The organism is Streptomyces sp. NPDC004732 (assembly GCF_040609235.1).
Lineage (GTDB): Bacteria > Actinomycetota > Actinomycetes > Streptomycetales > Streptomycetaceae > Streptomyces.
Genome location: NZ_JBEXJR010000016.1, coordinates 156,588 through 176,964 on the forward strand (window position 1 = coordinate 156,588; position 20,377 = coordinate 176,964).

The window sequence follows — 20,377 nt, forward strand, 5'->3', positions numbered from 1 at the left end:
GGTGACCCAAGCAGGGTTGGATCAGCCTTCGACTTCTGCGATCCACGGTAGGCAAGGTGCGTGCCTGCGCAGGGTCCGATCGGCAGGCACGAAGCCGCGGGTGAGGTCTCTGGGGGCAGCGTTTTCCAGGCGGTGGCACTCTCCGGCGAGAACTTCGGCAAAGGCCAGCAGCTTGCGTCGGGCTTGATTCTCAAGCAAGTCGGCTGCAGCCTTGGCGCCGCTGCTGATCAGCCTAGTGGCGCTGATCAATTCCTTCTTGGCGGCTGGATCCCCGTGTGCAAGAGCACGCGCCAGGCGGTCGCGCTCTCCAACTACATGGGCTGCAGCCAGAGAAAGAATCGATGATGCTGCGATTTCGGCTGGTTCTCCTGCATTGGTCATGGCGTTTGCCAGCAGGGGGAGTTCGGCGAACGGCAGCGGATCGACGCTATCCCATAGGGATTCCGAGAGCCGGAGCCCGACGCGTGTTCCCGTGATGTCCACGCACAGTGGCGGCAGGCCCCGTGAGGGTTGCCGCAACTCCCAACGCTCGACACCGGGGTCTGCTATGGAGCCCCTCAGAATTGCACGGAACGCCTCTCTCACGTCCTTGATGGAGAGATCGGGAACGTCTAGGCGTACGAGACTGCCATGGCGTCGGATGTCCAGCACCGAGAATCTGGCCTCTCCAGCGGCTTGAAGTATGGCGAGGTCTCGGCTGACGTAAGTTTCCTCCTCCACACCCCGATTGACCAAGGATGCGTTCTGCGCGTAGGCCACAGCGACTCCGTGCTCGAACCCGTGGCAGATGGTGCGGGCTCGGATCACGGCGTCCAATACCGCCTGCACGTCAGTCGGCTGGCTGCCTAGAACGAGCGTGCTGTCGACGGGATCCCAGCGGAAGTCTTCGTGCGCGTTCGCGTTGCGCCAATCAGAGTGGATCGTGGAAGCGAGCAATTGGCACAGCGACTGTCCTCCCTCGGCCACGAGCAGGTCTCGAATGGTCGAGAGAGAGGCCCCTTTTGGGATCGTCCTGCCCAACAGTTCCAAGACCACAGTCGCAGTACGCTTGACGTCGCCTTCCAGCGCAGCTCGATGCATGTCCAAGGCCGCACGCGCCTTCTCTTCCTGGTGCTCCGCCCGGTTGTAGGCATCGCGATAGGAGATCTGTCCGCGGTGGGAGGACAGCAACTCCCGTTCTTGACTGACGTGCCGTGCCATCACCGAACACGTAAGTTCTGGTTCTGACTTGAGATGGGACACCACCAGATCACGCGATAGGAGTGTGGCGCGGTGCGCCTCCAAAGGACGGTCGGACAGTGCGAGCATGGCAAGGTGATTAAGCAGTTTCACCGTCAGCGGTAGCGGGTCATCGATCACGTGTCTCATGCTCTGGCGTAGCCGACGATCGAGTTTCTTTGGATTCTTCGCCCAGGCAGCCAGCAAACGAGCTCGTACCGCTACACCCGAGCCGTGACCCACTTCCTCGGCCGACAGCCCGAGTGTTCGTCGGTATACGTCCTCGTCAGGAGCGCTGGCCTGATGATGATTGCTGGTTGCAGTCTCCAGAGCCCGCGCAATTGCTCGGGCCGCTTGAGCATGCCTTTGTACCGGAGCCCAGGCGGCCTCTAGCCACCCCTGTTTGAGGCAGGCGAACAGTGCTTGGACCTCGCATTGATTTGCTTGTGCCAGGTCAGCAGCTAACCGTCGCTCAGCCGCGCTGGTGCGGGAAGGGCTGAAGCGGGATACCTCAGCTGCCACGGAGCTAAGGGTGACAACCGACGTGCCGAGACGCTGCAACAACTCTGGAAGTCGCCTCCCGACCGTCGCGCCGGAGGCGGTCCTCAGGAGCAGGATCTCCATGGCCGTCTCGTCGGTTTCCTGCTGAAGCCTGGGTAGGTCGGCGTCCTTCAGTACGGACTTCCACTGCGCACGGGTCACCGGTATGAAGGCAACGTCCTGTTGCTCCGGCGGCTGCACATGAGGTGCGGTGAGCTTCAGACGTTCGATGAGTGCTTGCGTAGCAGCACGGGATTCTCGCTCGACCGTGCCCAGTTGGCCGGGGAAGGCTATGTCCACCAACACAGAATGCCACCGGCGCCTGGGCTGAAGCTCGCCCTTTTACTTGATGGCCGCCACACGACGAGGATCGGTACGGGACGCACGCTACAGAGTAAGGCCGCCACCCTGATGTGAGTGACGGCCTTACTGTTGCTGACGCTACGTCAGTGAATCAGCCGAGCGGTGCACACACGGTGCACAAGAGGGCCGAAATCAAGCGGCAACAGCGAGCACTGCCGAGCAGCGTTTTCGCAGGTCAACGCATTTTTCCAGGAGCCCACCCAGGTCGCCCGGACCTGATCTTTAGATGTCGAAGTACAGCTCGAACTCGTGCGGGTGCGGCCGCAGCTGGATCGGGGCGATTTCGTTCGTGCGCTTGTAGTCGATCCACGTCTCGATCAGGTCGGACGTGAAGACGCCGCCCGCCTGCAGGTACTCGTTGTCCGCCTCCAGGGCGTCGAGGACCGCGGGGAGGGAGGTCGGGACCTGGGCGACGCCCGCGTGCTCCTCGGGGGCGAGCTCGTAGAGGTCCTTGTCGATCGGCTCCGGCGGCTCGATCTTGTTCTTGACGCCGTCCAGGCCCGCGAGGAGCAGCGCCGAGAAGGCGAGGTACGGGTTCGAGGACGGGTCGGGCGCGCGGAACTCGACGCGCTTGGCCTTCGGGTTCGAGCCCGTGATCGGGATGCGCATCGCGGCGGAGCGGTTGCGCTGCGAGTAGACCATGTTGACCGGGGCCTCGAAGCCGGGGACCAGGCGGTGGTACGAGTTGACGGTGGGGTTCGTGAACGCCAGCAGCGACGGGGCGTGCTTGAGGATGCCGCCGATGTAGTAGCGCGCGGTGTCCGAGAGGCCCGCGTAGCCCTGCTCGTCGTAGAAGAGCGGGTCGCCACCGGCCCACAGGGACTGGTGGACGTGCATGCCCGAGCCGTTGTCGCCGAAGATCGGCTTCGGCATGAAGGTCGCGGTCTTCTCGTTGCGCCAGGCGACGTTCTTCACGATGTACTTGAAGAGCATCAGGTCGTCGGCCGCGGCGAGCAGCGTGTTGAACTTGTAGTTGATCTCCGCCTGACCGGCGGTGCCGACCTCGTGGTGCTGGCGCTCGACCTGGAGGCCGTTCTTGTCCAGCTCCAGGGAGATCTCGGCGCGGAGGTCGGCGAAGTGGTCGACCGGCGGGGCCGGGAAGTAACCGCCCTTGTAGCGGACCTTGTAGCCACGGTTGTTCTCGACCGCACCGGTGTTCCAGGCGCCTGCCTCGGAGTCGATGTGGTAAAAGCTCTCGTTCGCCGACGTCTGGAAGCGGACGTTGTCGAAGACGTAGAACTCGGCCTCGGGGCCGAAGTAGGCCGTGTCGGCGATGCCGGTGGAGGCCAGGTACGCCTCGGCCTTCTTCGCGACGTTCCGCGGGTCACGGCTGTACTGCTCGCCCGTGATCGGGTCGTGGATGAAGAAGTTGATGTTGACGGTCTTGTCGCGGCGGAAGGGGTCCACGCGCGCCGTCGACAGGTCGGCGCGGAGCGCCATGTCGGACTCGTGGATGGCCTGGAAGCCACGGATCGACGAACCGTCGAAGGCCAGCTCCTCCTCCGGGTCGAACGCCGCCGCCGGGATCGTGAAGTGCTGCATCACACCGGGCAGGTCGCAGAAGCGGACGTCGATGAACTTGACGTCCTCGTCCGCGATGTACTTCTTTGCGTCGTCGGCGTTCTGGAACAACATCCAACTCCTCCTACTCCCGCCCGAGGCGGGACGGGGTTGCAGCTCGTTGTGCGGCCAGTGCGGTGGCACACGCTGGGACCCGACCATAAGGACGGGGGATTTCTCAAGCATGACCCATTTGTTTCGTCGAAGTTAACCGAGCCGGGTGCCGTGTGCACTGTTACGACCACCCCGCACCCGGCTCCACGGCGCCCCGCAGTACCGTGGACGGGTGGACAAGAGGCAAGCAATCGGATCGTGGCTGTCCGGACCCCGCGCGGCCGCGGAGGACGCCGGTGTCGACTTCGGGTACCGGGGCGAGCAGCTCGGACTGCCCGAGGAGGGGCCGGGAGCGATCGCCCGCCCGGGCCGCCGCATCGGCGCCATCGCCGTGGACTGGGGCCTGTGCATGCTGATCGCATACGGCCTGTTCGCGGGCGATGACCAGCAGGCGATGGGCAACTGGGCCCTCGGCATCTTCTTCGTCATGAGCGTCCTGACCGTAGGCACGGTCGGCTGCACCCCGGGCAAGGCCCTCTTCCGGCTGCGCGTCATCGCCGAGGGCGGCGGCAGGCTCGCCCCCGGCTGGGTCCTGGTCCGCAGCATCCTGCTGTGCCTGGTCATCCCGGCCCTGATCTGGGACCGCGACGGCCGCGGCCTCCACGACCGGCTTGCCCGCGCGGTGCAGGTCCGGATCTAGGGCATCTAGGACGTTTCCACGCGCAGAAGACGCCGCTACGACGATGAGGGCCCGGAACCGATCGGTTCCGGGCCCTCATCGTCGTAGCAGGACGGTCGCCGGGTCAGCTGTCGATGGCCTGGTAGAGGGTGGTCCAGAAGTCGTGCATGGCCCGTGCCGAGTCCGGGGTGGACATCCCGGTCTGGGTGAGGAGGATGCCGACGAGCCGGTGGTGCGGGTCGGCGTAGGTCGTGGTGCCGGCTCCGCCGTCCCAGCCGAACTGGCCGATGGGTGCGTAGTCGCTCCGGTAGGTGCGCACCGCCATCCCGAAGCCCCAGCCGCCGTGCTGCCCCGTGCCGTGTGCGAGATGGACGACGTTGCGAGCCCATGCCTCGCGGGCGGACTGCTGCTCGGGGGTGAGGCGGTTGGTGGTCATCAGTTCGACGGCCGGCCGGGACAGGATGCGCTCGGTGCCGTGCTTCCCGTGGTTGAGCAGCATCCGGAAGTAGGCGTGGTAGTCGTCGGCGGTGGAGTCGAGGCCGCCGCCGCTGGAGGGGAACGCCGGGGGTGTGCTGTGGTGTCCTCCTTCGGCCGGGTCCCCCACGGTCAACTCGCCGGTCTGCGGGTCGGGAGCGTACAGCGGCGGCAGTCTGTGCATCTTGTCGGCGGGCACGTGGAAGCCGGTGTCCTTCATGCCCAGCGGGTCGAAGATGCGCTCGCGCAGGAAGGCCTCGAACGGCTGGCCGGTGGCCCTGGCCACCAACACCCCGAGCACGTCGTCGCTGACGTTGTACAGCCAGCGCTCTCCCGGTTGGTACATCAGCGGGAGCGTGCCCAGGCGGCGCATCCACTCATCCGGTTCCACCGCCGGGAGCAACCAGCCGTTCTCGCCGTAGACCTTCCGCTCGAAGTACGCGCCCATCATGGGAGAGTCCTTCGCGGTCATGTCGAGGCCGAGCCCGCAGGTGGAGGTGAGCAGGTCCCGCACGGTGATCGGGCGCCGCGCGGGGACGGTGTCGTCCAGTGGACTGTCGGGCTTCTTCAGTACCTGCCGGTCGGCCAGTTCCGGCAGCCACTGGTCTATCGGGTCGTCAAGTCGCAGTCGGCACTCGTCCAGCAGGATCATCGTCGCGGAGACCGCGACCGGCTTGCTCGTCGAGGCCATCCGGAAGATGGTGTCCCGGCGCATCGGCGCGCCACCGTCATGGCGCATCGTGCCGATCGCTTCGACGTGGGTTTCCTCGCCACGGCCCACCAGAGCCACGAGTCCGGGGATCTTCTTGGATTCCACATGCGCTTCCAGGACCTCGCGCAGTCGACGCAGTCCCGCTTCGGGCAAGCCTTCGCGGCCCGTGTTTCCGTTTCTCATCATGGATCTCCTTGCGCGCAGAACCGCGCGTAGAACGGCACGTGTCGTGCCGCATAGCAGAGCGCAGAGGTCCATCCTTCGTCAAGCACGGCACGTGCCGTGCCGGTAAGGTGGCGGTATGACGACTCCCCACCGTGGTGCCGCCCGGACCGAAGCCATCATGCGGGCGACGCTGGAACTGGGCCAGGAGATCGGCTACGCCAAGCTCAGCATCGAAGCGATCGCGGCCCGGGCCGGCGCGGGGAAGCACACCGTCTATCGCAGGTGGCCCTCCAAGGGGGCCCTGCTCCTGGATTCACTGCTGTCGCTGCACCAGTCCAGCCTGGACTTCCCCGACACGGGCGACATCGTGGCCGACCTGTGCACGCAGATGCACGCGGCCATCGACCTGCTGGGCAGCCCGCCCTTCGGCCCGCTCTATCAAGCCCTGGTCGGCGAGGCACAGAACGACCCTCAGGTCGCCGCCGCCCTCAATGAGCGCTTCATCGCCCCACAGGCCGACAAGACGGTCGCCCGGCTGAAGGCGGCGCAGGAGCAAGGTCAGCTGTCGCCCGCCTTCGACCTGAGCCTGGCCATGGCGATCCTCTCCGGACCGCTCTACTTCCAGTTCCTGATCACTCAGGAGCCGCTGACCCGCGAGTACGCCGACCGCGTCATCCACGCGCTCTTCGGCGGCATGGGCACACCTTGAATCGCGGGCGGCGACCACCAACAGGCTGCCGTGTCTCGTCATGACGACGATGAGGGCCCCGGAACCGATCGGTTCCGGGGCCCTCATCGACGTAGAAGGAAATGGGCTACTTCGCCTTCGGGCCGCCGCGAGGCATCCGCATGCCCTTCGGCATGGGTCCCTTCGGGAGCGGCATGTTGGACATGAGGTCCCCCATCGCGCGCAGCCGGTCGTTCGTCGCAGTGACCTGCGGGCCCGTGAGGACGCGGGGGAGCTTCAGGAGCGTCGTGCGGAGCTTCTTCAGCGAGACCGTGTCGTCCGCGGTGCCGACGATGACGTCGTGGACGGGGACGTCCGCCACGATGCGTGCCATCTTCTTCTTCTCGGCGGCCAGCAGGCCCTTCACGCGGTTCGGGTTGCCCTCGGCGACCAGGACGATGCCTGCCTTGCCGACGGTCCGGTGCACCACGTCCTGGCTGCGGTTCATCGCGACCGCGGGGGTCGTCGTCCAGCCGCGGCCGATCTTGTCGAGCACCGCGGCCGCCGCGCCGGGCTGGCCCTCCATCTGCCCGAAGGCGGCCCGCTCAGCCCTGCGTCCGAAGACGATCGCCATCGCGAGGAAGGCGAGCAGGAAGCCGAGAATGCCCAGGTAGACCGGGTGGCCGAGCCAGAAGCCGATCGCGAGGAAGACACCAAAGGTGACGATTCCCACAGCCGCGATGATGAGGCCGATTTTGGAGTCGGCCCGCCGGGTCATCTTGTAGGTCAGAGCGATCTGCTTGAGTCGCCCCGGTTCCGCGGCCGCATCCGCCGCGGTGGATTCCTTCCTCGCCATGCCGTGAGTCTACGTGGCTCCGGAGACGTCTACGACGTGCGGGTTGTCGTCACGGCCTCTTCGAGCACGCGCAGCGCCTCGACCCGGTCCTTGGCACGGCGCCGGTCCTCGAGCACGGAGGTCCAGGCATTGCGCCGTGCGGTGCGCTGGCCGCCGCTCATCAGCAGCGACTCGACGGCGCGCAGGGCGTCGGCGACGGACGGGATGGCGGTGGCGCGAACGGGCGCGGCCTGCATGATGGGGCCCTCCTGGAGAGCGGCTCGGGTGGGGGGAGCGGCTATGGGTAAGGCTGTACGTGCGGTAGTACCAGGGTCACTGATTGGTGTTACCAGGGCGTGACCGAGTGGTCAAACGCCGATGAAACCTTGATGCGGGGGCCCAAAACGCTGACGCGGCCCATACGGTCCCGTTCACCTGCGGGGATCGTATGGGCCGCGTCATTACGGCCACTACTGGTCGGTAGGAGCTTGTGCGCCGATTCACACAGTGTGTGGGCGCGGGGCATGTGCCTGCGTCACACCGCCTGCGACGCCACGTACGAACCGCGCTTCTCGATCGCCATCTGGTAGAGGCGTCCCGCGCGGTACGAGGAGCGGACCAGCGGGCCCGACATGACACCCGAGAAGCCGATCTGCTCGGCCTCCTCCTTCAGCTCCACGAACTCGGCGGGCTTCACCCAGCGCTCGACGGGGTGGTGCCGGGGGGTGGGGCGCAGGTACTGGGTGATCGTGACGAGCTCCGTGCCCGCCTCGTGCAGCTGGCGCAGCGCCTCGCTGACCTCTTCGCGGGTCTCGCCCATGCCCAGGATCAGGTTGGACTTGGTGACCAGACCGGCCTCGCGGGCCTTGGTGATGACCTCGAGGGAGCGCTCGTACCGGAAGCCGGGGCGGATCCGCTTGAAGATCCGCGGCACCGTCTCCACGTTGTGCCCGAGGACCTCGGGCTTGGACGAGAAGACCTCGGCCAGCTGGTCGGGGTCGGCGTTGAAGTCCGGGATGAGCAGCTCGACCTTGGTGTAGCCCTCGGCGCGCTCGGCCGTCATGGCGTGGATCTGGCGGACCGTCTCCGCGTACAGCCAGGCGCCGCCGTCCTCCAGGTCGTCGCGGGCGACGCCGGTGATCGTGGCGTAGTTCAGGTCCATCGTGACGACGGACTCGCCGACGCGGCGGGGCTCGTCGCGGTCGAGGGCCTGCGGCTTGCCGGTGTCGATCTGGCAGAAGTCGCAGCGCCGGGTGCACTGGTCGCCGCCGATGAGGAACGTGGCCTCGCGGTCTTCCCAGCACTCGTAGATGTTCGGACAGCCCGCTTCCTGGCAGACCGTGTGCAGGCCCTCGCTCTTCACGAGCTTCTGCAGGGCGTTGTACTCGGGGCCCATTTTCGCCCGGGTCTTGATCCACTCGGGCTTGCGCTCGATGGGGGTCTGGGCGTTCCGGACCTCCAGGCGCAGCATCTTGCGTCCGTCGGGTGCGACTGCGGACACATCGGCTCCCTATTAGCTGGCGTAACTTCGATTCTGCGGCGCACACCAGGGTACGCCCGTGATGTCGTTGGGCTTACTTCTGGCCAACCTCTGGCCAAGGGGGTGCATTCCCACGAGCCCGGGTGGATCTATGCGGAGGCGGGCTCCACGTCGCGCGGCTTCAGCTCCGCGTTCTCCAGTACGTCGCGCAGGTGCCGCTCGGCGACGGGCAGCACATCGGCGATGGTGATCGCGCGGTCCAGCTCGTACGAGAGGGACGTCACGCCCGCGTCGCGGATGCCGCACGGGATGATCCGGTCGAACCAGGTGTTGTCCGGGTTCACGTTCAGGGCGAAGCCGTGCATCGTCACGCCCTTGGCGACGCGGATGCCGATCGCGGCGATCTTGCGGTCCTCGCGGCGCTGACCGGCGTTCGAGGGCGCGTACTCCGGGCCGTTGAAGCGTGCGTCGAATTCGTCGTCCTGGAGCCGCGGGTCGAAGTCCAGGGACAGGCCGCCGAGCGCCGGACGCTGCTCTGTTTCTTGTCGGGGATCACCCAGGACCCAGACGCCGCTGCGCCCCTCGATGCGCGTCGTCTCGAGGCCGAACTCCGCACACGTGCGGATCAGCGCCTCCTCCAGGCGGCGCACGTGCGCCACGACGTCCACCGGGCGCGGCAGCTTCTGGATCGGATAGCCCACCAGCTGGCCCGGGCCGTGCCAGGTGATCTTGCCGCCGCGGTCCACGTCGACGACGGGGGTGCCGTCCAGCGGGCGCTCGCTGTCCTCGGTGCGGCGGCCCGCGGTGTAGACCGGCGGGTGCTCCAGGAGGAGGCAGGTGTCCGGGACCTCGTCGGCGAAGCGGGCGGCGTGCACGCGGCGCTGCTCGTCCCACGCCTCTTGGTACTCCACGGAGTCCGGGCCGAAGCCCAGCCGGACGAACCGAAACTCACTCACGGCAGGTGCCTCCCTGAACGTTCACCGTGCACACATCGCGCCCCTGCCACTGTACGGGCCACCTTCGGCGGCAACTTCGGCCCGGGTTACTCACACGATCGGATGAATGACGCGTGAAGGAGCGCTCACGGACTGTTATCGCCGCTACATTCACGCCGTTCACGAGGCCATAAGGGCTGCTCAAGGCAGGCCCGAAAGGCAGGAGACCGCACAGCCGATGACGGAACGACCCCCGCAGCGCACCCCGAACCGCCAGCTAGCCGCGCTCATCTCGGAAGCCGGATTCTCCAATGCGGGCCTTGCCCGCCGCGTCGACCAGCTGGGCCTTGAACATGGCCTGGACCTGCGTTACGACAAGACATCGGTGACCCGCTGGCTCCGCGGTCAGCAGCCCAGAGGCACCACACCCGCGCTGATCGCCGAGGTCTTCACGAGACGGCTCGGACGCCGCCTGTCCGCCCAGGACCTCGGGCTCGACGCGTGCGCCCCGGTTTACGCGGGTCTTGAGTTCGCCGCCTCTCCCGAGGAGGCCGTCGACATCGTCGGCGGACTGTGGCGCAAGGACTCCGGCAGCCATGCGGAACTGCGGAAGATCGCCTTCACCCCGGCCGGGCTCGTGGTGCCCAGCCGGGACTGGCTGATCGGCCGCGCCGACGAACGCGTCGGCCGCGGGGACGTCGACCCGGCCCATGTGCGCGTACCCGTGCAGGGCCGTCCCGGCGTGCCCCGGCAGCGCCAGGGACCCGAGCGCGGCCCCGGCCTGAAGGTCAGCAGCGGGGACATCGCGGCGCTGCGCTCCGTGGGCGAGCTGTTCCGCGCCCTCGATCACGCCTACGGCGGCGGGCACGCCCGCCAGGCCCTCGTCCGCTATCTGGAGCACGAGGCCGAGCCGATGCTCCGGGGTGTCTACGGCGAACAGGCCGGGCGCAGGCTCTTCGCGGCCGCCGCCGACCTGACCCGCCTCGCGGGCTGGACCTCGTACGACATCGCGGCCCACGGCCTCGCCCAGCGGTACTACGTGCAGGCGCTGCGCCTCTCGCAGGCGGCGGGCGACCGGGCCTACGGCTCCTACGTCCTGGTCACGATGAGCCGTCAGGCCGTCTACCTCGGCCACGGACGCGAGGCCGTGCAGCTCGCGCGGGTGGCCCAGCAGGGCGTCGGCTCCTCGGCGCCGCACGTCGTGCAGTCGCTGTTGTACGCAGCAGAGGCGCGCGGCCACGGCGTGCTCGGCGAGGTGCGGGCCTGCACGGCCGCCCTCGTGCGGGCCGAGCGGTCGCTCGAGGCGGCGCGACCGGGCGACGAAGTGCCGCACTGGGCGCGGTTCTTCGACGAGGCCCAGCTGGCGGACGAGTTCGGGCACAGCTACCGCGACCTGCAGCAGTACCGCGCAGCGGCCCAGCACGCCGAGCGCTCCCTGCAGCTGCGCGCCCCCGCCTTCGCGCGCAGCCGTCTCTTCTGCCGGGTGGTGCTCGCCACCGCGCGGCTCGGCCTCGGTGAGCTGGAGACGGCCTGCCAGCTGGGCTCCGAGGCCGCGCAGGCGGCGGGCGAGATGCGGTCTGCGCGGGCGCACGAGTACGTACGCGAATTCGAGCGTCGGCTTGAGCCCTACCGGGACGCGGCGCCCGTGCGCGGGTACCGCGACCGGGTCGCGGCGCTCGGGTGAGGGCGGGCCCCGCCCCGGTCGCTCACTTTTGGCGGGCGACCTCGGCGGGGCTCAACGCCTCGTCCCACGTGACCAGTTCGTCGAGGTCGCCCCGCAGGCTCGCCTTCTCGGTGCCGATGGAGCGCAGGGGCAGGGGGATCGAGGCGGCGACGGAGCCGACCCGCTCCCCGTCGGCGTACAGCGTCGTGCTGCCCGGCGTGGTCACCCACGTCAGCCGCGTCCAGCGGTCCAGCGGCAGGGTGAAGTCGAAGCTGTGGTCCGCCTCGCCGTACCGCGTGAAGCCGACCCGGCCCGTGCCGTACTGCATCAGCTTCAGGGCGCCCGCCTTGGAGCTGAGCAGGACCTGGTCGGCGGTCCGTGAGGTGGCGCGGACCCGGACCGAGACGGTCCACGGCTCGGCGACGTCCAGGCCCCCGAAGCCCACGCCGTCCCGGTCGGAGTCGAAGCGCCAGGCCTGACCGCGCGGTCCCGGCACGGGCGTCGGGTTGTCGATGATGTACGAGGTGCCGGGCAGGTCACCGGCCCTGTCCTCGGCGAAGATCGTGTTGCCGGGACTGCCCGCGTACGTCCAGCCCTTGGGGTACGCCGCGTCGTCGAAGGTCCAGTGGTGGCTCGGCCTGCCCTCGACGCGGGGCGGCACGGGGGCGGGCGTGGTGCCAGGAGGGTCGCCGATGCGGGCGGTGCGGGCGCGGAAGTCGGCCGGTGCGTCCGGCGTCGCGGACCTGTTCCAGGCGCGGTCGGCGAGGATCGCCCGGGCGCCCGCCATGTGCTGCTCGAAGTAGCCGTCGTCGGCCCAGAAGTTGTAGTCGGCCCAGTTCGTGACGCCGGAGCCGAGCATGTCCGGGGCGGTGCTGGGGGCCCAGCTGTCGTACATCCAGGGCTCGTCCGGGTACTTGTGGTGGTAGTTGTTCGGGGTGTTGTAGAACGGTCCGATGGCGATCTCGTCGTGGCCGGGGATCTCCGGCTCGGCGCCCGTGCCCTCCCAGGTGAGGAAGACGACCGGGGCGTGCACCTTCTGCTGGGGCGCGGGCAGGTGCTCGGAGCCGTTGTAGACGGCGGTGCGTTTGCCGTGCGAAGCGACCACGTCGTCCAGGGTGTTGATGTAGCGGTTGAGCAGGTCGCCGAGGGTGGAGACGTCGGGCGACGACGCCAGGTGGTCCTTCACACGCGGGCACTCGGCGAGCTGCACAGGAACCTCCTCCGCGCCGATGGAGAACAGCGGCGCGTCGAACCACCCGGTGAACTCGTCGACGATCTCCTTCGACTTCGCGACCGCCTTGTCGCTGGTCATGTCGATGATCCAGTCGGGCGTGAGGTGGGAGTGCGTGTGTGCGCCCGTGCACGGGGAGGGGCCCGAGCCGAAGCCGATGCCGAAGGCCTGACTGATCACGGTGGCGTGGCCGGGGAGTTCGAGCCCCGGCATCAGCTGGACGTGGTGGCGGGCGGCGAAGGCCTTCAGGTGCTCGATGTCGGCGCGGCTGTAGCTGTGCTCCGGGTCGGCGAGGCCAGGGAACTTCGGGCTGTCGAGGCGGAAGCCCTCCGACTCGGAGAGGTGCAGCAGCAGCGTGTTGAGCTTCTGGTCGCCCATGCGGCGGATCAGGTTCTCCAGGTACGGGATCCGCCAGTACTTGCGGCCCGCGTCGAGGTGGACCATGCGGATCGCCTGCGCGGGACGGTCGGTGGCCGTGGCGCGGGGCACCTGGCGGTGGTCGTCGGCCGTGGCGCGCAGGAGCTGCAGGAGGGTGCGGGTGCCGTAGTAGAGGCCGTGGGTGGAGGCGGCCTCGATGCGGACGGGGCCCCTGCTGTCGAAGCGGTAGCCCTCCGCGCCGGGCGCCCCCTTCTCGGTGAGGGTGAGCACGATGTCGGCGGGCGCCGGACGGCCGGTGTCGGTGATGCGCGGGGTGAAGCCGGTGACCTGCTCGATCTCCGTACGCAGCTGGGTGGCGAGGCGGCGCACGGACTGCCGTGCCGGGCCCGGGAGTTCGGCGCGTCCGGCGGGCAGCGCGGTGGTGGAGGCGGTGCGCGGGTCGATGAGGATGCGGGTGGCGCGGGTGAGAGAGGTGTGGCCGTCGAGCGCGGTCCAGTCGGTGGGCCTGGGGACGACGTAGGGCGGCGCGGCCGCACCGGCCGCCTCCTCGCGTGGAGTGGGGGGAGGGTGTGGAGCGTCTGCTTGGGCGGAGGGCAAGGCTATAGCTCCTATGAATAGGGCGAGGATGAGCGATACCACCGGCAAGGTGCGACGCACTTCGGTCCTCCCGCTGCTTGGCGACCCGGCTGGGACCGTAGCCGCGTACTACCGCAGTGGCAAGGGAAGTTGCAGGGGCTGGCGGCAGGGCGGCGGGCAGAAGGAAGCCCCCGCGTGGGGGCGCGAGGGCTTCCGGGGGAGCGGGACAATAGATCGGATGAGTCAGGCTGCGGTGGGCAGCGTCTCCTGGGTGTACGAGGGGGCGATGCCGAAGTCCGTGAGGACGGCGTGGGCCGCGCGCCGCCCCGAGTGCAGGGCGCCCTGGACCGTGCTGGTGTCCCGGTGGTCCCCGCAGACGTAGAGCCCGGAGAGCAGGCGCACGGGCCGCCGGATGTCGTGCGGGGGCGGCATCGCGGGGACGGCCTCACGGGTGTGGTGGACGGCCAGTTGCTCCCAGCGGTCGGTCGGCGTGCCGTACAGCGCGGCGAGGTGCGCGCGGACGGCGGACTCCTCCGGCGGCGGGCCGAGGACGGTCGAGGAGACGAGGACCCGGCCTGCGGGTGCGCGCGACGGGTCCACCTGGCTGATGACCGCCGTGTGCGCGACCGGGCCCGCGCGGTCCGCGTCCAGGAGCAGCGCGGGTCCGTCGAGCGGCGGTTCGGGCGCGGCGTGGTGGACCACCGTCACCTCGTGGAACGGCGGTACGCGCAGGCCGGGAAGGAGCTCGGCGGCGGCGCGCGCGTCGGTGGCCAGGAGGACGGCGCGGCACGGGAAGTCGCCGTGCTCGGCGGTCCCGACGGAGCTCGTGGAGACCGAGGTGACGCGGACGCCGGTGCGGACCACGCCGGGCGGCAGAGTGGCCGCGAGGCGCTCCGGCAGGACTTCGGCGCCGCCCTCGGGCAGGCAGAGGCGGCCGCGCGCGAAGGCGTGCAGGGCGAGGTCAGCGCACCGGCTCGACGTGGTCAGGCCCGGGTCGCAGAGCAGCGCGGAGAGCAGCGGGCGCAGGAATCCGTCGATGGTGCGGGAGGGTAGTCCGCGGGCGAAGAGGGCGTCCGCCGCGGGGAGTTCGGGCCGGGTGAGGAGGCGGTCGACGGGCGTCGCGGCGAGGCGGGCCAGGGCGGTGCCGAGCCGGGCCTGGTCGAGCGGCGTGCCGAGCGGGGCGGGGCGAGGGGGTGTGCCGGAGGCGGCCCTCCCGGGCGCCCGTGCGGCCAGCGGACCGAGGGGGGCGCTTGCCAGGGCGCGTGCCGTAGTGAGTGCGCCCCTTGCGCTCCGTGCGGGCAGGCGCTCGGCCGCCCGGTGGTGGCGCCCTTCGCTGTGCACCAGGAGGCCCGGCGCGAAGGGGCGCAGCACGAGGGAGTCGAGCCCCGGGGTCCGGCGCAGTTCCGGATACGAGGTGGTGAGGAGCTGGCCGATCCTGTCCAGCCGGAACCCGTCGACCTTCTCGGTCGACATTCTGCCGCCGACGTAAGGGGCGGCTTCCAGGACGACGGTCGTTACACCGGCGCTGGTCAGCCGATGTGCTGCCGAGAGCCCCGCGGCCCCGGCTCCCACGATGACGACATCCGCATGGTGCGCATGCTCTGGCACGTGCCCCTCCCGAGGTCGCGCGGCTGGTGAGGTGCTGATGCCCCCAACAGGGCTCCGAATACCCGCGTTGGGCACGAGGGTAGGAGCGGTTCCGGTCAGAGGCAGTCGCGCACGAACCGGGCACGGTCGCACGTAGGTCGCACAGTGGTCATGCTGCGAAAGGAAATCGATCGCTTTCTGTCAAGGGCGTACGCCGGAGACTGCGCCCCCTCCGGGGCCCGCCGGGGCTCTCCGGGGCGCTCCGGGGGTTCACCGCAGCGCGGCCCTGATCGCCTCGTCGATGGCGGGGAACGCGAAGGCGAAGCCGGAGTCCAGGAGCCGGGTCGGCAGCACCCGCTGGCTGCCGAGGACGTCCCCCGCCATCTCCCCGAGCACCAGCCGCAGCGCGGGTGCGGGCGCGGGCAGGAGAGCGGGCCGGTGCAGCACCCGCCCCATCGCGGCCGTCACCTCACGGTTGGTGAGCGGCTCGGGCGCCGTGAGGTTGAAGGGCCCGGACAGCGTCTCCGTGTCGATCAGGTGCCGGAGCGCGGCCACCTCGTCGTGCAGGGAGATGTAGCTCCAGTACTGCCTGCCGTTGCCGAGACGGCCGCCGAGCCCCGCCTTGAAGAGCGGGAAGAGACGGCCCCAGGCCCCGCCCTCCCGGCCGATCACCAGGCCGTTGCGGGCCAGCACGGTCCGGATCCCGGCATCCCGCGCGGCGGCGGCCGAGTCCTCCCACTCCACGCACAGCGAGGGCAGGAAACCCTCCCCGGCAGGGGCGCTCTCGTCGACCGCGCGCTGACCCGTGTCTCCGTAGTAGCCGATCGCGCTGGCGTTCACGAACACCCGCGGCGGCTCGTCCAGCGACGCCGCGGCGGTGGCGAGCGTCTCCGTGCCGAGCACCCTGCTGTCCCGCAGCTCCCGCTTGTAGGCGGCCGTCCAGCGGTGGTCGCCGATGCCCGCACCGGCGAGATTGACCACCGCGGAGCAGCCCGCGAGCCCGGCCGTGTCGACGTACCGCTCCTTGGGGTCCCAGCGCACCTCGTCCTTGGAGCGGGGCGCCCTGCGCACCAGACGCACCACCTCGTGCCCGTCGGCGGCGAGGGAGCGCGTGAGCGCCGTACCGATGAGCCCGGAGGCGCCCGCCACGGCGACGCGCGACTGTGTGGTTTCCATGGCCCCCATCCTGCCCCGTGGAACCGGGAACGTGCCTGCCCCGCAGACCCGGGGTGGCGCGCGCCCCGCCGCCGTACAGTGGCGCCATGCCGGACTTGCACATACGCACCGCACTGCACGAGGACGACGACGCCCTCGCCCGTCTCGACCGCGCCACCTGGTCCACGCTCCACGCGGTCCAGCCCCGCCCCCAGCCTCCGTACGACCCCTTCTTCGACGACCGCTTCGGGCCCCATGACCACCTGGTCGCCGAGGTGGAAGGGCGGCTCGTCGGCTATGTGAAGCTCGGCTACCCCACCCCCCTGCTCGCCAACGCGCACGTGCGCCAGATCCAGGGCTTCGCCGTCGCCGAGGAGGTCCGCGGCCGCGGCATCGGCAGACGGCTGATCCGGGCGGCCATGGACGAGGCCCGCCGCCAGCGCGCGGTCCGGATCACCCTGCGCGTGCTCGGCCACAACACTCCGGCCCGCAAGCTCTACGAGGCGGAGGGCTTCGTCATCGAGGGCGTGCTGCCCGGCGAGTTCCTGCTGGAGGGCGCGTACGTCGACGACGTCCTCATGGGACGCCCCCTCTGACCCGCCCTCGACGAGCCCGGTCCGCCGGGTGTGCGGCACCCGACGGACCGGCCCGGCGTGCGGGGGCGCCGTGCGCGTAGGAGCGTGAAGAGATGATCAGGGCTGAGGCCAGACGGCGCGAGGCGGACCAGCGCGACTGGCTGCTGCGCGGCACGCCGCCGCCGCCCTGGGTGCGTTGGCCCCCGCCGCTGCTCCTGCTCGCGATCACCCTCGTCCAGCTGCTCACCCCGAGAACGCTGGACCTCAGCTTCCTGATCGCGGCCGTCCCGCCGCTCGCCGCCCTGTCGTACGGGCCCGCCCTGACCGCCCTCGTCGGCGCCGTCGTGCTCGCGCTCCTCTCCCTGCCGGTCTTCGACCTCGGCCACCCGGGCAACAGCGACGAGCTGACGATCAGCTTCATCGCGCTGCTCAGCGTGCTCTTCGCCTGGGTGCGCAGCCGCCGTGAGGCCCAGCTCGTCACGGTCCGCACGGTCGCCGAGGCGGCCCAGCTCGCCGTCCTGCCACCGCTGCAGGAGCAGGTCGGCAGGGTGCGGTGCGCGGGTCTCTACGAGGCGGCGCAGCACGAGACGCTGGTCGGCGGCGACTTCTTCGACGTACGCAGGGGGCCCTCCGGAGTACGCGCCCTGATCGGCGACGTGCAGGGGCACGGGCTCGCGGCCGTCGGCACGGTCGCCGCACTGCTCGGGGCGTTCCGTGAAGCGGTCCTCGACCGGGCGGACCTGGAAGGGGTCGCCGCCCAGCTGGACCGCAGACTCGTCGTGGACTCGGCCGGGCAGGAGCACGCGGAGCTGTTCGCGACGGCGGTGCTCCTGGAGTTCCCCGACGACGCCTCCGTCGTCCGGATCGTCTCCTGCGGGCACCCGCAGCCCCTGCTGCTCCGCGGTTGCGAGGTCACCGAGCTGGACGTGCCGTCCGGGGCGCCGCTCGGCCTCGGCATCGCGGGGCTCGCCCCGCCCGAGGGCCTCACGGTGCCGCTGCGCGCCGGTGACCTGCTGCTCGGCCTGACCGACGGGGTGGGCGAGGCACGGGACGCGTCCGGCGCGTTCTACCCGCTGACCGAGCGCCTCACCGCGATGCTCCGGGCGGACACGGCGCTGTCGGAGGAGCCGGGCGGGCTCGCGGAGCGCGTGTGGGCGGACGTGCTCGACTACGCGGGGCGCGTACGGGACGACGTGACGCTGATGGTGTTCGCGCCGGGACCGGTGGCGGAGGCGGTCCCGCAGCCGGAGCCGAGGCCGGAACCGCGCCCGCAGCCGGACGCCGCATAGCGGCCCGCTCGCCTCAGTCCGCTCGCCTCAGTCCGCTCGCCTCAGTCCGGGGTCTCGGTCCGCGTCAGCGGCCCCGTCCCGCCCATGAGTTCCCGCAGGCACCGCGCCGCGAGGTCCGCGGGGGACCCCGGGCCCGTGACGTCCGCGTCCGTCTGCGCCCAGGTCTCCAGGGCGATCCGGATCGCGGCCGTCGCGGCGGCCGCGGCCACCCGGACCGCCAGCTGCTCCGGGCCCGCGCCCGCGCCCGCGCCCGCACCCGTTCCCGCGCCCGCGAGCTCCGCGACGACAGGACGCAGCTTGTCCTCGGACTCCTGGTTCACGCGGTACCAGACCGCCCGCAGCGCCGGGTCGTCGACCGCCGCGCGGAGCAGCCCGCGGGTCTGCCGCAGCCCGTCCGCCGCCGTGTCGTCCGGCACGGCCAGCGCTTCGGAGATCGCGCCGTGCAGGGCGTCGGGGAGCGCCGCGCCGGGCTCGGCCGCGGCGAGCAGCGCCCGCCAGCGGTCCCCGCCGACGGCGAGCAGCGGGCCCACCGCGTCCTGCTTGGTGCGGAAGTACCGGTAGAAGGTGCGCAGCGCGACCCCGGCACGGGCCGCGATGGCCTCGGCCGTCGTGCCGTCGGTCCCGTGCGCGGTGAAGAGCTCGGCCGCGGCGCGTGCGATCTCCAGCTGGGTCGCCAGCTTGCGGCGCTCCGTGAGGGAGAGGGGCGGGGTGGACGGCTGGGTGCTCACTCGGGGAAGCCTACGTCGAGTACGACAGGAAGGCATGTCTGGACGACATGGCACAACGTGCCATGTGGGCGTATTGTGTAGGACGCAAGTACTACACGTGAGAAGACCGGGAGACCGCCATGAGCGCCACGCAGAACCTGAACCGCTACGAAGGCCGTCGCGCCCTGGTCACCGGCGGTGGCTCCGGCATCGGCCAGGCGACCGTGCTGCGCATGCTGGCCGAGGGCGGCAGGGTCGTCGCCGCCGACGTCAGCGAGGACGGCCTGAAGGACACCGTGGCCAAGGCGGGCACCGACGCGGAGCGCCTCACCACCGTCGTCGTGAACATCGCGGACGAGGCCTCGGTCCGCGCGGGCGTCGCCGCGGCCACCGACGCGCTCGGCGGCCTGGACGTCCTCGTGAACGCCGCGGGCATCCTGCGCTCCTCGCACACCCACGAGACCACCCTCGACGCCTTCAACCAGGTCATAGGCGTCAACCTCACCGGCACCTTCCTGATGATCCGCGAGGCGATCCCGGCACTGCTGCGGGGCAACGGCTCCGCCGTCGTCAACTTCAGCTCCACGTCCGCGACGTTCGCCCACCCGTACATGGCGGCGTACGCGGCGAGCAAGGGCGGCATCCAGTCGATGACGCACGCCCTCGCCGCCGAGTACGGCAAGCAGGGCGTCCGTTTCACCGCCGTGCAGCCCGGCTCCATCTCCTCCGGGATGACCGACGGTTCCGGCGCCAGCAGGCAGAGCGTCGGCCCCGGCCTGCCCGAGGACGCCGACATGAGCCTGTTCGTGAAGCTCGCGCCCGCCCTCGGCCAGGGCTTCGCGGGCCCCGAGACCGTCGCCTCCGTCGTCGCGATGCTCGCCTCGGACGACGGCCGCTTCATCACCGGCACCGAGGTCCGCATCGACGGCGGCACGCACTTCTGACCCAGGTCCGCTGAGGGGGTCAGTCCTCCATGAAGCGGTCCCAGAGCTTCGGGTAGCGCTGCGCCATCACCGACTCGTTCTCGAAGTCCATCGACGTGCCCTCCGGCTCGGCCGGGGCGGGCGCGACGCCGAGGTCCGGCGCGACGACGCCGGTGAGCTGCTCGTACGCCTCGTCCGCGGCGTAACCGAGCTCCTCGCCGTCGCCGTCGAGCTCCTCGTCGAAGTCGTCGAGGAGGTCGGCGAGCGAGTCCGGGTCGTGCACCGCGCCCTCGAAGACCTCCCGACCCTGGCCGATCAGCCAGCACCGGAAGTAGTCGAAGGCGTCGTCGCTCGCACCGCCGAGGAGCACCCAGGCCGCGCCCCACAGATCCCAGCGGTAGGCGCGGTTGTAGCGGGCCTCGAAGTGGCGGGCGAAGTCGAGGACGGAGTCCGGGTCGGACTGCAGCAGTCTCTCGACGAGCAGCTCGGCGTGGTCCTCGGGGTCGCCGCCGGCGGCCTCGCGGGTACGGTCCACGATCTCCCAGAACTCCGTCTCGTCCATCACGGGTCCAGCATCGGTCCTGCGGGGTGGGGGCGCACGCGGAGTGCGC

18 protein-coding genes are annotated in these 20,377 nt (G+C 70.3%); 6 read left to right on the forward strand and 12 right to left on the reverse strand.

Annotated elements, in window-relative coordinates; genetic code table 11:
- Positions 1 to 21: 21 nt before the first annotated feature.
- Complete coding sequence (locus ABZV77_RS36455) at positions 22 to 2,058, reverse strand: hypothetical protein (RefSeq protein ID WP_356266579.1); 2,037 nt, start codon at positions 2,056 to 2,058, stop codon at positions 22 to 24.
- 285 nt (positions 2,059 to 2,343) lie between these two features.
- Positions 2,344 to 3,753, reverse strand: coding sequence for a type I glutamate--ammonia ligase (gene glnA / locus ABZV77_RS36460; RefSeq protein WP_356266637.1), 1,410 nt, complete (start codon positions 3,751 to 3,753; stop codon positions 2,344 to 2,346).
- 214 nt (positions 3,754 to 3,967) lie between these two features.
- Between glnA and ABZV77_RS36465 the strand changes: the two genes are divergently transcribed.
- On the forward strand, positions 3,968 to 4,435 hold the full coding sequence (locus tag ABZV77_RS36465) for an RDD family protein (protein WP_356266581.1): 468 nt from the start codon (positions 3,968 to 3,970) through the stop codon (positions 4,433 to 4,435).
- Positions 4,436 to 4,538: 103 nt separating this feature from the next.
- Here ABZV77_RS36465 and ABZV77_RS36470 read toward each other — a convergent pair whose 3' ends face one another.
- Positions 4,539 to 5,783 (reverse strand): serine hydrolase domain-containing protein, encoded by a 1,245-nt coding sequence (locus ABZV77_RS36470; protein ID WP_356266583.1) that lies wholly within the window; start codon positions 5,781 to 5,783, stop codon positions 4,539 to 4,541.
- A gap of 118 nt (positions 5,784 to 5,901) precedes the next feature.
- Here ABZV77_RS36470 and ABZV77_RS36475 point away from each other — a divergent pair, with 118 nt between their 5' ends.
- Positions 5,902 to 6,474: a TetR/AcrR family transcriptional regulator gene (locus tag ABZV77_RS36475; RefSeq protein ID WP_356266584.1), complete on the forward strand. Its 573-nt coding sequence runs from the start codon at positions 5,902 to 5,904 to the stop codon at positions 6,472 to 6,474.
- A 106-nt stretch (positions 6,475 to 6,580) separates the two neighbouring features.
- Here the strand turns inward: ABZV77_RS36475 and ABZV77_RS36480 are convergent, their stop codons facing one another.
- From ABZV77_RS36480 to lipB, 4 genes are all read right to left on the reverse strand, one after another.
- On the reverse strand, positions 6,581 to 7,288 hold the full coding sequence (locus ABZV77_RS36480) for a DUF4191 domain-containing protein (RefSeq protein WP_356266586.1): 708 nt from the start codon (positions 7,286 to 7,288) through the stop codon (positions 6,581 to 6,583).
- A gap of 29 nt (positions 7,289 to 7,317) precedes the next feature.
- Entirely contained in the window at positions 7,318 to 7,524 is a 207-nt protein-coding gene (locus ABZV77_RS36485) for a hypothetical protein (RefSeq protein ID WP_055567209.1), read from the reverse strand.
- A 278-nt stretch (positions 7,525 to 7,802) separates the two neighbouring features.
- On the reverse strand, positions 7,803 to 8,768 hold the full coding sequence (locus ABZV77_RS36490) for a lipoyl synthase (RefSeq protein ID WP_356266588.1): 966 nt from the start codon (positions 8,766 to 8,768) through the stop codon (positions 7,803 to 7,805).
- Between the two features lie 128 nt (positions 8,769 to 8,896).
- Positions 8,897 to 9,703 (reverse strand): lipoyl(octanoyl) transferase LipB, encoded by an 807-nt coding sequence (lipB, locus tag ABZV77_RS36495; protein WP_356266590.1) that lies wholly within the window; start codon positions 9,701 to 9,703, stop codon positions 8,897 to 8,899.
- Between the two features lie 217 nt (positions 9,704 to 9,920).
- On the opposite strand from lipB, the gene ABZV77_RS36500 reads away from it, so the two are divergent.
- Entirely contained in the window at positions 9,921 to 11,366 is a 1,446-nt protein-coding gene (locus ABZV77_RS36500; protein ID WP_356266591.1) for a regulator, read from the forward strand.
- A 22-nt stretch (positions 11,367 to 11,388) separates the two neighbouring features.
- Here the strand turns inward: ABZV77_RS36500 and ABZV77_RS36505 are convergent, their stop codons facing one another.
- From ABZV77_RS36505 to ABZV77_RS36515, 3 genes are all read right to left on the reverse strand, one after another.
- On the reverse strand, positions 11,389 to 13,551 hold the full coding sequence (locus ABZV77_RS36505; protein WP_356266593.1) for a family 20 glycosylhydrolase: 2,163 nt from the start codon (positions 13,549 to 13,551) through the stop codon (positions 11,389 to 11,391).
- Positions 13,552 to 13,773: 222 nt separating this feature from the next.
- Positions 13,774 to 15,138 (reverse strand): NAD(P)/FAD-dependent oxidoreductase, encoded by a 1,365-nt coding sequence (locus ABZV77_RS36510; protein WP_356266595.1) that lies wholly within the window; start codon positions 15,136 to 15,138, stop codon positions 13,774 to 13,776.
- Between the two features lie 249 nt (positions 15,139 to 15,387).
- Positions 15,388 to 16,302, reverse strand: a complete 915-nt coding sequence (locus ABZV77_RS36515; RefSeq protein WP_356266597.1) for a TIGR01777 family oxidoreductase — start codon at positions 16,300 to 16,302, stop codon at positions 15,388 to 15,390.
- 77 nt (positions 16,303 to 16,379) lie between these two features.
- Between ABZV77_RS36515 and ABZV77_RS36520 the strand changes: the two genes are divergently transcribed.
- Complete coding sequence (locus tag ABZV77_RS36520; protein WP_356266599.1) at positions 16,380 to 16,868, forward strand: GNAT family N-acetyltransferase; 489 nt, start codon at positions 16,380 to 16,382, stop codon at positions 16,866 to 16,868.
- Between the two features lie 92 nt (positions 16,869 to 16,960).
- Positions 16,961 to 18,136, forward strand: coding sequence for a PP2C family protein-serine/threonine phosphatase (locus tag ABZV77_RS36525; protein WP_356266601.1), 1,176 nt, complete (start codon positions 16,961 to 16,963; stop codon positions 18,134 to 18,136).
- Positions 18,137 to 18,177: 41 nt separating this feature from the next.
- On the opposite strand, the gene ABZV77_RS36530 is transcribed toward ABZV77_RS36525, so the two are convergent.
- A complete protein-coding gene (locus ABZV77_RS36530; protein ID WP_356266603.1) occupies positions 18,178 to 18,864 on the reverse strand; it encodes a TetR family transcriptional regulator in 687 nt (228 codons plus the stop codon).
- Positions 18,865 to 18,983: 119 nt separating this feature from the next.
- Here ABZV77_RS36530 and ABZV77_RS36535 point away from each other — a divergent pair, with 119 nt between their 5' ends.
- Positions 18,984 to 19,787 (forward strand): SDR family oxidoreductase, encoded by an 804-nt coding sequence (locus ABZV77_RS36535; protein ID WP_356266605.1) that lies wholly within the window; start codon positions 18,984 to 18,986, stop codon positions 19,785 to 19,787.
- Between the two features lie 19 nt (positions 19,788 to 19,806).
- On the opposite strand, the gene ABZV77_RS36540 is transcribed toward ABZV77_RS36535, so the two are convergent.
- The gene (locus ABZV77_RS36540) at positions 19,807 to 20,328 is read right to left on the reverse strand and encodes a DUF4240 domain-containing protein (protein ID WP_356266639.1); all 522 of its coding nucleotides are present in this window, start codon (positions 20,326 to 20,328) and stop codon (positions 19,807 to 19,809) included.
- Positions 20,329 to 20,377 lie beyond the last annotated feature (49 nt).

Coding starts and splice junctions, on each gene's coding strand:
- ABZV77_RS36520 (WP_356266599.1), top strand. CDS start 16,380: ATGCCGGACTTGCACATACGCACCGCACTGCACGAGGACGACGACGCC.
- ABZV77_RS36485 (WP_055567209.1), bottom strand. CDS start 7,524: ATGCAGGCCGCGCCCGTTCGCGCCACCGCCATCCCGTCCGTCGCCGAC.
- ABZV77_RS36525 (WP_356266601.1), top strand. CDS start 16,961: ATGATCAGGGCTGAGGCCAGACGGCGCGAGGCGGACCAGCGCGACTGG.
- ABZV77_RS36500 (WP_356266591.1), top strand. CDS start 9,921: ATGACGGAACGACCCCCGCAGCGCACCCCGAACCGCCAGCTAGCCGCG.
- ABZV77_RS36540 (WP_356266639.1), bottom strand. CDS start 20,328: ATGGACGAGACGGAGTTCTGGGAGATCGTGGACCGTACCCGCGAGGCC.
- ABZV77_RS36515 (WP_356266597.1), bottom strand. CDS start 16,302: ATGGGGGCCATGGAAACCACACAGTCGCGCGTCGCCGTGGCGGGCGCC.
- ABZV77_RS36475 (WP_356266584.1), top strand. CDS start 5,902: ATGACGACTCCCCACCGTGGTGCCGCCCGGACCGAAGCCATCATGCGG.
- ABZV77_RS36470 (WP_356266583.1), bottom strand. CDS start 5,783: ATGAGAAACGGAAACACGGGCCGCGAAGGCTTGCCCGAAGCGGGACTG.
- ABZV77_RS36480 (WP_356266586.1), bottom strand. CDS start 7,288: ATGGCGAGGAAGGAATCCACCGCGGCGGATGCGGCCGCGGAACCGGGG.
- ABZV77_RS36535 (WP_356266605.1), top strand. CDS start 18,984: ATGAGCGCCACGCAGAACCTGAACCGCTACGAAGGCCGTCGCGCCCTG.